A 13,021-nucleotide genomic window follows, 5' to 3' on the forward strand; every position below is an offset into this window, starting at 1 on the left:
AGCTATATTCTCTCATTTTTATTTTAATTATTAGTAAATTACTGATAAAATTGTACTTGTACGTTATTCGTAACTAATATATTTGGGAGGCAATCATGTCTACGATTGCACATTATTTCAAACTCGACGAACTTAACACGAACGTCCGTACTGAGTTTATTGCCGGCTTAACGACTTTTACATCAATGGCCTACATACTTTTCGTCAACCCTTCTGTTTTGGGTGCTGCAGGTATGGATAAAGGTGCTGTATTTACTGCCACGGCAGTAGCAGCAGCAGTAGCAACCATTTTCATGGGCGTTGTAGCATTATATCCTATTGCCATTGCGCCGGGGCTTGGTGTTAATGCTTTCTTTGCTTATTCTGTTGTCATTGGCATGGGTGTCAAATGGCAGACAGCTATGGCTGGCGTTTTTGTCGCTGCATTGATTTTCTTAGTACTAACATTCTTCAAAATTCGCGAAAAAATTATCAACATCATTCCGCAAAACCTAAAGCTTGCAATAGCCTCTGGTATTGGCTTGTTCATTGCCTTTATCGGCTTACATGATGCTGGATTAATCGTTGCCAATAAAGACACGATGGTATCTTTAGGACATTTGACAGCACCAACATCCTTATTATCTATTTTTGGAATTATTGTGACTTTCGTATTAATGAGTCGAAAAACGCCTGCTGCTATTTTTATTGGCATGATTTTAACATCAATTGCCGGTATTTTAACAGGATTAATTAAATTACCATCTGCTATTATTTCACCGGCACCTTCTCTAGCACCAACTTTTGGGGCTGGTGTACTTCATATTGGTGATATTAATTCTCTACAATTGGTTATGGTCGTTATCACCTTCTTAATCGTTACTTTTTTTGATACGGCAGGAACGATGATTGGACTAGCCACGCAAGCCGGATTTATGAAAAATAACGAAATGCCTCGTGCTGGAAAAGCTTTGATGGCAGATGCTGTTGGCATGACAGTTGGTGCGGTTATAGGTACGTCACCGACTTCTGCTTACGTAGAGTCATCCTCAGGAATCGCTGTCGGCGGCCGTTCTGGTTTAACTTCAGTGTTTACTGGTATGTTCTTCTTATTTGCCCTGCTATTTTCTCCATTACTATCAGTTGTTACTTCACAAGTAACCGCACCAGCACTTGTTGTAGTTGGCGTGTTAATGGCCAAAAACTTGCGCTTAATTGACTGGGAAGATTTAGCAATTGCAGCACCTGCCTTTTTGATTGTCATCGGAATGCCATTAACTTACTCAATATCTGACGGTATAGCACTTGGATTTATCTTATATCCAATTACAATGATTGCAACTGGACGTATGAAAAAAGTGCATCCATTAATGTATGTATTGGCAATTATGTTCGTTGCATTCTTGATGATCATTGCGCATTAATATCAAAATTAAATTTATATCATAAAAAATGANNTCATTTTTTATGATATAAATTCGTTTCTCAAATCTTGTGCATTTGCAAGTGCAGTTTCAGTAATATTATCTCCAGAAAGCATCAAGGCAATCGCATGAACACGACCATCCTCATCTAATGGCATGACTTGTGTTTGTGTTCTATCATTTTGAGTTGATTTAGAAATTAAATAGTGATGTGTCGCAGCAGCTGCAACTTGTGGTAAATGAGTAATCGCTAATACCTGAGAATTTGTTGAAATCATTAACATTTTCTTAGCAATTGCTTGAGCCACACGCCCGGAAACACCTGTGTCGGCTTCATCAAAAACGATTGAAATAATATGTTGTTGCTCAGCAAACGTTGTTTTTAATGCCAGCATCAAGCGAGCGGTTTCACCACCTGAAGCAATTTTAACAAGTGGTGCCATGCCCTCCCCTACATTAGTTTGAACATAAAATTCGACTCTATCAATTCCTGATGAAACATAACCTTCAATTGCACTAAATCGAACAGAAAACTCAGCACCACTCATCAATAATTCACTTAGTTGTTGATTAACATTTTTTTCTAAATCTCTAGCTACTTTTTGACGTATTTCACGAAGCTTAGTTGCTTTCTTACGTAGCATTTGACGTAAATCATTTTGCATTACTTGAAGCTGTTCAACATTATATTCGTCATCTGTCATCAAGGACAACTCTTTTTCAATTTTAGCCTGAAAATTCAAAACATCTGCAACTGTTGAACCATATTTTCTTTCTAATGAATGAATAATCTGCAAACGGTCGTCAATACGAACTAATTCTTCTTCATCGTAAGTTAGTTCAGCAAGTTGTTCATCGATATTACGTCCAACATCTTGCGCAGTATAGTATGCTTCAGAAATTGTTTTTGCCAACTCAGCGTAACTATCGTCATATTCTGCGATATCTTGTAGCTGATGAACTGCACTGGCAAGTAAATCAATTGCACCACTCTGTTCATTATTTAAAGCAAGTTGTGTCAGATGTAAACGGTCGGATATCTTTTTAAAATTACGTAATTTGTCTCGCGCATCTAATAAATCTTCTTCTTCATTAGGATGTAAATTTGCATCATTTAGCTCTTCTTGTTGAAATTTTAATAAATCAAGACGTTGCGTGATTTCTTGCTGAGAGGTTTGAATTTTTTTTATTCGCGTAGTTACATCGCGAAATTTAGTAAACAATTTTTGATAATTTGTCTTAAACTCATTTATCTTTTCACCACCAAAAGCGTCCAGTAACGGCAAATGTTCATCTGGATTAAGTAATTGTTGCGTATCATTTTGCCCTTGAATATCTACTAAGTATCGACCAATAGTTGCCAATGTTTTCAAGTTGACTAAAACACCATTTATTCTAATAATACTACGCCCATTTTGATTGAGTTCTCGGTATATAATTAGCTCGTTATCACCACTCTCAATCCCATGTTGAATAATTAATGCTTTTAACTTGGGATTATTAGGTACACTAAAAACAGCCTGAAGTATAGCTTTTTTACTACCATGACGTACCATTCCTGAATTAGCACGTCCTCCAGTTAACATAAAAAGTGCATCAATTATAATAGATTTACCTGCACCCGTTTCACCCGTTAGAACACTCATGCCCTCATCAAATTGGAGGTCAACTTTTTCAATAATAGCAAAATTTTCTATAATAAGATTTTCTAGCATATGTTACTCCATGAATCAAATTCACTTAATACTGCCTTCATTTTTCAAGCAATTTTTGAATAATATTAATCACTTTCGTAGCGGGCACCCCATCTTTTAATAGTACGAGCACTGAACCGTCATCGCTTATTGTAGCAAATATTTCCGGTAACTGTACTTGTTCAATTAGATTAGCAACAAGTTGTCCATTTCCAGGCTGTACCTTAACCATAAGCATACCATTTTGAGCACGTAAACTCAGAAATGATTGTTGCAACGCTCGGCGCAACCTGTGTAAATAAGGACGGTCATCTGATTTTGGTAAATGATATAAAAAGCCATCATGAGAATTGGGCACCTTGACTAAACCCAACTCATTAATATCCCTTGATATTGTAGCTTGAGTGACTTTTTCACCTAATCGCTGAAAGTGCGCTACAATGTCTTCTTGTCTACCAATGGGATTATCTTTAATTAATGATATTAAGGCCTTTTGACGATCTTTTTTATTCATTTATCCCCTCCTTATGGTTTAACTGTCCATAAGTAGTTGTAAGTAAATTATCAATATTAAAGTCGTCAAATAACTTAGCTTCTTGTGCTCTTTCTAGTATGGCCAAAAATTCAATGTTGCCTTGTCCACCTTTAATCGGTGAATATGTTAGATGCTTGATTGAAAAACCATCATTTATCATCATTTGCGTTACTTTCTGCAACACTTGTTTATGAACAGCAGAGTCTTTAATAATACCATTTTTTCCAACATTTTCACGGCCAGCTTCAAACTGGGGTTTAATTAATGCCACAACATTTCCACCCATTGTTATAATGTTGGCCAAGGCAGGCAAAATTAATCCAAGTGAAATAAAGGATACATCAATTGTTGCAAACTCTGGCTGTCCAAATTTAAAGTCAGCTAACTTAGAATAACGGAAATTAGTGTTTTCCATTACTTTTACGCGATCATCATTACGTAATTTCCAAGCTAATTGATTGGTACCAACATCTAATGCATAAACAAGATTAGCACCACTTTGTAATGAGACGTCAGTAAATCCACCCGTAGATGAACCAATATCTAAAACTGTTTTATTTTTTACTGTTATATCAAAATCATTCAATGCTTTCTCTAATTTTAGGCCACCACGCGAAACATATTTTAATTGTTCACCTTTGAAATGCAATTCCGTTGTTACTGGTATTTTTTCACCAGCTTTATCTAAACGTTCCTCATTATGACCAAGGATTTGTCCAGCCATGACAGCACGTTTTGCCTGTTCACGTGACTGAAACAGTCCTTGTTGGACTAACAAAACATCAACACGTTCTTTTTCAATACTCATTTCTTGTCTCCAATTAAGTTGATAAAGTCATCAAGTAAGTTTCGATTAAATTGTTTATTTTGTTTGACAGTATCATCTAAACTTTTTTGTGCTAGAGAAAGATGTTTTTCAAGAACAGATTTAGCCCCTGTTACGCCTAATAAATGAGGTAACGAGTTAATATCTTCTAACTGATCTTGTGCATAATCATCTAAATCATCTTGAATTTGAAACGCTAATCCAAAATTTTCTCCAAAGTTATACATCATTTCTTTTATGCTTCGTTCAGTATCCGACGTATGTTGGTCTGATAATATTGCTCCTGTTAAGGCAGAAAACCTTAATAAAGCAGATGTTTTCATAGTATAAACATTATTAATTAACCATTTATCATCAATATTTTGTTCATTATTATGATTATCCATATCATAAATTTGCCCTAATACCATCCCTGATCCACCAGATTCACGTGAGAGATTTTGAACAATGGATAATAATTTTTTATCAGATATATCGTTTGTTTCAAGATTATCATTTGCTGTCGCAATAACATTGAAGGCACCTGTTAGTAAAGCATCTCCAACCAAAATAGCATTTGATTCACCATATAACGCATGCACACTAGGTTTCCCTCGACGGAACATATCATTATCCATAGCTGGTAAATCGTCATGTACAAGTGAATAAGAATGAATCCATTCAATAGCCGTTGCGACTTTTAAAATACTTGGTGTAATCTGTTTGCCAAAGCTATCTACAACAGCTAACGTCATCAGTGGACGTAACCTCTTACCCCCATTTAATACAGCGTATTTCATCATAGCTACTAAATCATCATCAGTGGACACATCCGATAAATCAGCCTCTAACTGTTGGTTAATTTTAGGTAGCCATTCTGTTTGAAATTTCTTCAAATTAGTCATTTGTTAGTTCCAAATCTGATAACTCTCCATCATTATCCATTACTTTAGCCAATGTATCTTCTGCATCTTTAAGTGTCTTTTGTAAATCTTTGACCAAACCAACGCCCGTTTGGAAATCTTCTAGGGCTGATTCTAATGGCCGATCGCCTTTTTCTAATTGACTGACAATATTTTCTAGTTGTTGTAATTTATCTTCAAAGGTTGGTTGCTCACTCATATTTTACTCCTGTTATTGTTGCTGTAGCTTTACCATCAGAAAGGCGTATATCAACACCATCATCAACGGAAATATCTTTGATGCCACGTACTACTTTATCATCATTCGTTACGATAGAATAACCGCTGGAAAGAATTTTTAGAGGGCTGACTAAATCTAATTTTGCTCCTAATAAATGTAATCTTTCTTTAGCAGGTTTTAAAATATTTTCTTGTAGTTGTTGTTGTCTTTGTAGTAGTGTGACCAATTGATGTTCTTGCTTAACCATCTGTTGCTTGGTTAGCTGGAGCAAAGAATGATTAAGCTGATCGATTCGTTGACTATATCCCGTATATAAACGATCGGGTTGTTTTAAAATCACATGATTAGCTACTCGATCTAATCGTTGCTTTCTGACATCAATCATCCGTTTCAATAGACTTATTTGTCTGATTTGCAACTCCTGTAATCGTTCAGTAAGTTGCTGTAATGTTACAGGTGTTGACAATTCGGCTGCGGCAGTGGGTGTTGCAGCACGCCAATCAGCTACTAAATCGGCTAGGGTGTTATCCGTTTCATGCCCTACTGAACTAATGACTGGTGTATGCAATTTTGCAATTGTTCGCACTAATTCCTCATTGTTAAAAGCCCACAAATCTTCAATAGAACCACCACCACGACCAACAATTAATGTGTCAAAATTCATTTCATCAATGCGCTTTAGTTGTCGAATAATGTTTGGTGCCGCTTTATCTCCCTGAACAACTGCTGGAAATAAAATAACCTGCGCACTTGGAAATCGACGTTGCACTGTTCGCGCAATGTCTTCTATGACAGCTCCAGTGGCTGAAGTGACGACAGCTATTTTTTTAGGAAATAATGGTAATTTTTTTTTGGGTATGTCAAACAATCCTTCAGCCTGTAATTTATGTTTTAGCTGTTCATATGCCAAGAATAATTCGCCAATGCCGTCAGGCGACATTGATTCTAGAACAATAGCATAGGATCCCCTTGGTTCATATATTTCTACACGACCAACTGCATTAATTTTCATTCCTTCTTCTGGTTGGAATTTAATTCGACGTGCATATCCAAACATCGAAGCATTAATTACAGCATTATTTTCACTATCCTTAATCGAAAAATATAAATGCGGTCCACGTCGACGACCAACATTGGAAATTTCTCCCGTGACATAAACCTTTGCCAAATACGGATCTACATCAAATTTTCTTTTTAAATAGGCTGTCAATGCACCGATAGTTAAATATTGATTATTTTCTTTTTCCATCCTTTTAGACCAACCTACTTTAGTTACTTATAAAATCTATTACAATTATACAATAAAATTTGCATAAAAAAACAACTAACCTAAGTTAGCTGTTTAGTTTGGCATGTCAGATTCGCTCTGACGGGCGACTATCAACTGTCACATTAATAGCAAAGTCGCGTCACCACAGTGTAAACACTGTTAGTCAGGTGAGATAAGTGAGTTCCACAACAACACTTAACACCTACGTCTATACGAGACTTGTGAATCAACACAGTAGGCCGCAATCAGCGTTAATTTTTCAAACGCTTCGACTCATCGCATAGCCTAATTATATCAATAATCGTGAAATTAAGCAACTAGTGAATCAATATTTTAAACGCAATGACAAAATCATCTTCAATTTACACAATTAAAAAAAGTCGTTATAATTGAATACATGATAAAAATAACTAAGATTGAAAAACACGAAATTGGGCGTTTGGCTAATCCAACAAAAGTTGCATTAGAAAATTTACTCATACCTATCTCCGATTTAACCGCTAAACAGGAACTAGCACAATACATCATCGACACTTACAATTTGGGTCAATTAGATGGTATCAAAACGGCAACAGCTAAGCATGTTTTGGATTTTACATGTATCGCTATGAGTAAACGATTACATATAACTGCTCATATTACAATGGCTGTATAATTACTCTTCTTCATCAGTAATTTTCTTTTCTACGGCAACCTTTTCTTGCATTTCAACAATATGCGCGAGTTGTTCATTAAACCATGCTGAAATTTTAGCCTTAACACTTTCCGAATCATCTTCATATGCAGACACCGAACTTGCTAAAGCAATTTTTAAATGAGACTTACTTGCGAATTCATTTTCAGCAATCATATAGAAATTAACTTCTAATTCATCTTCCTCTTGCCAGACTAACTTGCGAAGTTGATTTTGGTAACGTAGTGGTAGATTAATAACATTAGTTTCAACACTTAATGTTGTCCCCTCATTCTCTATGCCACCATTAATTTTCAATTCAATATGTAAAAAGTTTTTATCTAATATATGTATATCAATTTCTGAAAAAAGTTCATCAAGTTGAATTTCGTCTTCATCCATTGCGTCTATAGATTTTGTATAAAATTTTTCATCGACAATGTTTGCCAATGCACACTTACCAGTAATTTGCATCAAGACTTTCCTTTACATGTTTTATCTCTATTATAAACACAATTATCAAAAATAAAAAAGAGTTCTAAGAACTCTTTTTTATTTTAAAATTTATGTGGCATATGTTGCCAAAAATTCTCTTTATTCGTTTGACGAGTACGAGCAATACCCATTGCATGCTTCGGTATATCATCCGTAATTGTTGAACCAGCAGCAGTAATTGACTCTTGTGCAATATTAACAGGTGCAACAATTTTTGTATTCGATCCAATAAATACACGATCTCCTACAGTTGAATTGAACTTATTTACACCATCATAATTTACAAAAATTGACCCTGCACCAATATTCACGTCTTGTCCAATTGTAGCGTTGCCGATATAGGTTAAATGACCCGATTTCGTGTTCTTACCAAGCTGAGCATTTTTAACTTCAACAAAATTACCAATATGAACATCATCATCAAGTTGGGCATCTGGTCGTAGATGAGCATATGGTCCAACTGTAATGCCATTTTTTAAAGTAGATTCTTCAATATGCGATGATGTAATGACGTTGTCATTACCAATCATACTGTCAGAAATTCGAGAACCTTGTGTAATTGTGTTATTAGTACCAATACTAGTATCACCAAGTATGGTTACACCACCCTCAATTACCGTATCTTGTCCAATATGAACCGTTGAATCAATATAGATATTTTCAGGGTCAAGCAACTCAACACCACTAACCATTAATTGATGATTAATTCGTTGATGCATAACACGATTAGCTGTTGCTAACGCAACGCGATCATTAACACCCAACGATTCAGTAAAATCTTGCAAAGTATGTGCGCCAATCTGCTCTCCGGAACGACGCAAAATGTTTAATGTATCAGGTAGATAATATTCACCTTGAGCATTATTATTTTTTACCTGCGCCAAAGCATCAAATAACAAACGATTATTGAACACATACACACCTGTATTAATCTCTTTAATACGACGTTCAGTAATACTTGCATCTTTTTGTTCAATAATCTTTTGAACTGTTTCATCTTCACCACGAACAATGCGGCCATAGCCTGTTGGATCTTCAGCAATTGCTGTTAATACAGTAACTGCATTATTAGCACGCTCATGCTCTGCAATAAAACCCATCAATGTTTCCGATCGAAACATCGGTGTATCGCCTGACATAATCAATGTCACACCATCTCTACCCTTAAGTTCCGACTCAGCTTGGCGAACCGCGTGCCCAGTTCCCAATTGCTGTGATTGCAGTATAAAGGAACTACGATCACCCACATGTTCTTGAACGCTTTCAGCCCCGACGCCGATAATAGTAATTAATTTATCGGCTTTAAGTGGCTCAACAGCGTCTAAAACCCAGTCGATCATGGTTTGTCCAGCAACATTATGCAAAACTTTAGGTGTTGCGGATTTCATACGTGAACCGTGACCAGCTGCCAATATTAATATATTTATATCGCTCATCGTTTATTAAGCCTCACGTTTAAAAATTTCGTTCAAATAATTACCTGGGGTAACTAATATAGGATCCCCATTTTTCAGGTTTGTATCAACATGTAACAATGATGTGAAATGATCTAGCAATCTCGTAGCTGAACGCCCTTCAGCAAAAACAGCAGTTCCTACAACTGTACCGTCAAATTCGCCAACTAAAGTTTGCATTCCTTGAATAGTGCCTCCGGCCTTCATGAAATCATCCACAACCAATACACGTGATCCAGTGCGCAATGAACGTCGTGATAATTCCATTTTTTCAACACGTTTAGATGACCCTGTCAAATAGTTAACAGAAACTGTTGGACCCTCTGTAACTTTTGCATCGTCACGAACAATAACAAAAGGTACATTTAACTGATCAGCAACTGCTTGAGCCAAAGGTACACCCTTAGTCGCTGCAGTCATAACAGCATCAATATCATCACGAATATATTGTGTTGCGATTAATCTTCCAGCTTGACGTAAAATATCAGGTCTTCCTAACAAATCCGACAAGTATACATAACCACCAGGTAGTACACGTGTTTCATCATTTACTAATCGACAAATATCATTAATGAACTCTTCTGCTTCTGCTTCTGCCATGTACGGAATAAATCTTGCCCCACCAGCTGCACCCGGTACTGTCTCTAACAACCCCGTTCCGCGTTCTTGAAATGTACGCTTAAGTATTGATAAATCCTCAGAAATCGATGACTTTGCTGATTCATATCTTTTTGCAAAATATGATAGTGATATCAATTTTCGTGGGCGCTCAAGCATATAGCGCGCCATATCGACTAATCGATCCGAACGACGTGTTTTCATGATTTATGGCGGACTGCTAATGATAGCAGTCCGTTTCCTCCTAAAATTTTATTAATATTTACGACTAATTATACCATTTATAAATTCTAATTGTTCGGAAACTAGGCGTTTTTCTTAAATTGTAATACTGAGATTAAGTAAATCAAAACTTCAATCACTGCAATAAAAAAACTTGTGGGTAAATCAGTTAAATACGCAATTGTTAATCCTACCCATGTCCCAAAAAGCGCAAAAGTAATGGCCATGCCAATCAATTGTACAGTTGTTTTTGCATAATACTTCGCACTTGCTGCTGGCAAAGTAACTAAGACAAATATTAATAAAGAGCCTACTAATTGTGAAGAAATGCTAATTGACAAGGCTATCATTATCAAGAAAATATACCGAACAGATTTTTGTTTCCAAGTTTGTAAAAATATTCCAGCCTCATCAAATGACAATTGTCGTAGTGCCCGATAATTAAACAACAAAGTGATTAAAACAATGGCGGCTAATGTAATAAGTAAGTATAAATCACGGTGGCTAATACCCAGCACTGAGCCAAATAGAATACCAGTTGCTGCACTTGATGATGTGTGCCCTAGAGCTAAAAATAGAATGCCCATGCCAATAGCCAGCGCCGATACAGCACTTGTGACATTATCGTGCTTAGTATATGTTGATTCCAATGCACCAATTGCTAATGATGCTGTTGAAGTTGCAATCATCATCCCCAACAATGCTGGCCATCCGATCCATAAACCAAATGCTGCACCAGCAAACCCAATTTCACTCAATGAATGAGTTAAAAATGCATAGTTTCGTGCAACAACAAAGGTACCAATCACACCAGCAACAATACTCACAATCGTACCAGCTATAAATGCATTTTGCATAAAATCATAACTAAACATTACGCACCTCATCTTCTGAATGCCTGGTTGTCAAATCTGTCGTTAAAGTTTGCAATTCATCAGAACTACCTTGTTTGACTTGACCATTTTCAAAAAGTAAGTATCCATCGGCAAAATCAGCTACCAATTTAATTTCATGCGTGATAAACAATACAGTCATATTTTTTTCTCTTTGTAAATGACGCACATTTTCTAATAGTTGAACTTTATGTTCATGATCCAAACTAGCTGTGGATTCATCTAGAATTAACAAATCAGGATTTTTTACCAAAGCTTGTGCAACAAACGCACGTTGTTTTTGACCACCAGATACCAATCCTAAACGTTGATTCCCTAAAGTTGTTAAATCCATACGTTTCAAGGCTTGTTCTACAGCGCTTTTTTCTGTTTTAGTAAACCATAGACGGCTTCCCTGATTAAAATTCAAACCAACAAATTCTGTAATACTCAATGGATAATCGCGGGAAATATCCCTAAATTGTGGTACGTAACCGATCTGCTTAGCATTAACTGTCAATAGACCTTGCGTTTGATTATTCTCTCCCGTTAAGGCTTTAATAAAGCTAGTTTTACCAGCACCGTTTTCTCCTAAAACAGCTAAAAATTGTCCAGCTGGGACTTCAATATTAATATGTGACAAAATAGTTTTGTCTCCATAGCTAACCCTGAAGTTTTTTGTTTTAATAATCATGTTTACTTATCCAGTGCCTTTTGAATTTTTTTAAGTTGTAATAGTTGCCAATTCCAAATTTTAGTATTGTTAGGCGTAAATGTTGTAAATGTAACAACTGGGATATCAGCTTCTTTTGCAGCACTCAATAAACTTTTGGTATTCTCTGTATTATCATGTATGTTCGTAAGAACAAATTTTATATGTTTATCAGCTAGTTTATTTTCAACATCGGATAATTGCTTGTCAGTCATTTTATCAATATTGTTGGCTTCCTGCTTGTACCCTAGTTGGGACATTAACAAATTTTGAGTACTGTCTGTCGACAGATAATTAATGTTTTGCTTTTTCTTTAAATTATTATAAATTGTTGTTAAGTCATTGATTCTATTCATAAACTTTTTATTACTTTCAACATAAAAATCACGATTTTTAGGGTCCATATCACTTAAATGATTAACAATTTGTTGTGCCATTACAATAGTCGTTTCGGGACTTAAATAATAATTTTTTATTGTTGAACTGGCTTGTATATAATCACTAGCAATAACCATTTTAGGACTTATATGCTGTCTTTGAATTTCTGTTAGCAATGAACTTTTATGACTATCCGTTAAAACTAGCTCTGTTTTTTTTAATTGTTTTTTTTGTTGCTTTGTTTGTTGTATAACAGATAACAGGGTAACGTGACCTTTATTACCAACAAGGATCTTAGCAATCTGCTGATAAGCAACATTGTCAGTAGTGATTCTCACAGCTGTATTCGTGGTTTCAGTAGTGTCACCAACCATTTTGGAGAACACTAAAAGAATCCCAATAGGGATTAACATGATGGTTAAAATTGCATAGACGGCTTGTTTGTTCATAACATTAATTTTTTAATCGTTAAGTTGTTTTAGCTATAAAAAAAGCCCTTCAGTGGGCAACTAATCAGCAAATGTAATATCAATATTCTTTGTTAGAATATCCGTATAACTATAGGAAGCATGTTCAAAGTTCGCTTCTTCATCCAGCTCCACTACAAAGAGCGACGGGAACGTTGAACGTAGAATTCCCGAACGCTCTGTAATTTTCTTACGTCCAGCTTGAGCAATAATTGTGACTTCTTGACCCAAATGGGAATCAATTTTTGTTTTAATATCTTGCAAACTACTTGGCATTTTT

At 35.8% G+C, this 13,021-nt stretch carries 15 protein-coding genes; 2 read left to right on the forward strand and 13 right to left on the reverse strand.

Annotation, left to right across the window (positions count from 1 at the left end; genetic code table 11):
- Positions 1-95 precede the first annotated feature (95 nt).
- The gene (locus ESZ47_RS09030; RefSeq protein WP_148606656.1) at positions 96-1,403 is read left to right on the forward strand and encodes an NCS2 family permease; all 1,308 of its coding nucleotides are present in this window, start codon (positions 96-98) and stop codon (positions 1,401-1,403) included.
- A 41-nt stretch (positions 1,404-1,444) separates the two neighbouring features.
- Here ESZ47_RS09030 and recN read toward each other — a convergent pair whose 3' ends face one another.
- Genes recN through xseA form a run of 6 tightly spaced genes read right to left on the reverse strand, consistent with a single transcriptional unit; the run spans position 1,445 to position 6,829 of the window.
- Positions 1,445-3,118, reverse strand: coding sequence for a DNA repair protein RecN (recN, locus tag ESZ47_RS09035; RefSeq protein ID WP_148606657.1), 1,674 nt, complete (start codon positions 3,116-3,118; stop codon positions 1,445-1,447).
- Positions 3,119-3,155: 37 nt separating this feature from the next.
- The gene (locus ESZ47_RS09040; RefSeq protein WP_148606658.1) at positions 3,156-3,611 is read right to left on the reverse strand and encodes an arginine repressor; all 456 of its coding nucleotides are present in this window, start codon (positions 3,609-3,611) and stop codon (positions 3,156-3,158) included.
- Positions 3,604-4,440: a TlyA family RNA methyltransferase gene (locus ESZ47_RS09045; RefSeq protein ID WP_148606659.1), complete on the reverse strand. Its 837-nt coding sequence runs from the start codon at positions 4,438-4,440 to the stop codon at positions 3,604-3,606. The genes ESZ47_RS09040 and ESZ47_RS09045 overlap by 8 nt, the downstream gene beginning before the upstream one ends.
- A complete protein-coding gene (locus ESZ47_RS09050) occupies positions 4,437-5,342 on the reverse strand; it encodes a polyprenyl synthetase family protein (RefSeq protein ID WP_148606660.1) in 906 nt (301 codons plus the stop codon). The genes ESZ47_RS09045 and ESZ47_RS09050 overlap by 4 nt, the downstream gene beginning before the upstream one ends.
- Positions 5,335-5,559 carry an exodeoxyribonuclease VII small subunit gene (locus tag ESZ47_RS09055; protein WP_148606661.1) on the reverse strand — a complete coding sequence of 75 codons (225 nt, stop codon included), beginning with the start codon at positions 5,557-5,559 and terminating at the stop codon, positions 5,335-5,337. The genes ESZ47_RS09050 and ESZ47_RS09055 overlap by 8 nt, the downstream gene beginning before the upstream one ends.
- Entirely contained in the window at positions 5,552-6,829 is a 1,278-nt protein-coding gene (gene xseA / locus ESZ47_RS09060; RefSeq protein ID WP_148606662.1) for an exodeoxyribonuclease VII large subunit, read from the reverse strand. The genes ESZ47_RS09055 and xseA overlap by 8 nt, the downstream gene beginning before the upstream one ends.
- Positions 6,830-7,247: 418 nt before the next feature.
- On the opposite strand from xseA, the gene ESZ47_RS09065 reads away from it, so the two are divergent.
- Positions 7,248-7,505 carry a hypothetical protein gene (locus ESZ47_RS09065; RefSeq protein WP_148606663.1) on the forward strand — a complete coding sequence of 86 codons (258 nt, stop codon included), beginning with the start codon at positions 7,248-7,250 and terminating at the stop codon, positions 7,503-7,505.
- Here the strand turns inward: ESZ47_RS09065 and ESZ47_RS09070 are convergent, their stop codons facing one another.
- The 7 genes from ESZ47_RS09070 to ESZ47_RS09100 all read right to left on the reverse strand — a co-directional run bounded on the left by ESZ47_RS09070 (position 7,506) and on the right by ESZ47_RS09100 (position 13,017).
- Positions 7,506-7,997 (reverse strand): hypothetical protein, encoded by a 492-nt coding sequence (locus tag ESZ47_RS09070; protein WP_148606664.1) that lies wholly within the window; start codon positions 7,995-7,997, stop codon positions 7,506-7,508. It abuts the gene before it with no gap.
- A gap of 83 nt (positions 7,998-8,080) precedes the next feature.
- Positions 8,081-9,454 (reverse strand): bifunctional UDP-N-acetylglucosamine diphosphorylase/glucosamine-1-phosphate N-acetyltransferase GlmU, encoded by a 1,374-nt coding sequence (glmU, locus tag ESZ47_RS09075; protein WP_148606665.1) that lies wholly within the window; start codon positions 9,452-9,454, stop codon positions 8,081-8,083.
- Positions 9,455-9,460: 6 nt separating this feature from the next.
- Positions 9,461-10,294, reverse strand: coding sequence for a pur operon repressor (gene purR, locus ESZ47_RS09080; RefSeq protein ID WP_148606666.1), 834 nt, complete (start codon positions 10,292-10,294; stop codon positions 9,461-9,463).
- 101 nt (positions 10,295-10,395) lie between these two features.
- Positions 10,396-11,187 carry a metal ABC transporter permease gene (locus ESZ47_RS09085; RefSeq protein ID WP_148606667.1) on the reverse strand — a complete coding sequence of 264 codons (792 nt, stop codon included), beginning with the start codon at positions 11,185-11,187 and terminating at the stop codon, positions 10,396-10,398.
- Positions 11,180-11,878, reverse strand: a complete 699-nt coding sequence (locus tag ESZ47_RS09090) for an ABC transporter ATP-binding protein (protein WP_148606668.1) — start codon at positions 11,876-11,878, stop codon at positions 11,180-11,182. Before ESZ47_RS09090 ends, ESZ47_RS09085 begins: the two co-directional genes overlap by 8 nt.
- Positions 11,879-11,880: 2 nt before the next feature.
- Positions 11,881-12,723: a metal ABC transporter solute-binding protein, Zn/Mn family gene (locus tag ESZ47_RS09095; protein WP_148606669.1), complete on the reverse strand. Its 843-nt coding sequence runs from the start codon at positions 12,721-12,723 to the stop codon at positions 11,881-11,883.
- A gap of 60 nt (positions 12,724-12,783) precedes the next feature.
- A complete protein-coding gene (locus ESZ47_RS09100) occupies positions 12,784-13,017 on the reverse strand; it encodes a Veg family protein (protein ID WP_148606670.1) in 234 nt (77 codons plus the stop codon).
- Positions 13,018-13,021 lie beyond the last annotated feature (4 nt).

It is taken from the genome of Leuconostoc litchii, assembly GCF_008107645.1.
Lineage (GTDB): Bacteria > Bacillota > Bacilli > Lactobacillales > Lactobacillaceae > Leuconostoc > Leuconostoc litchii.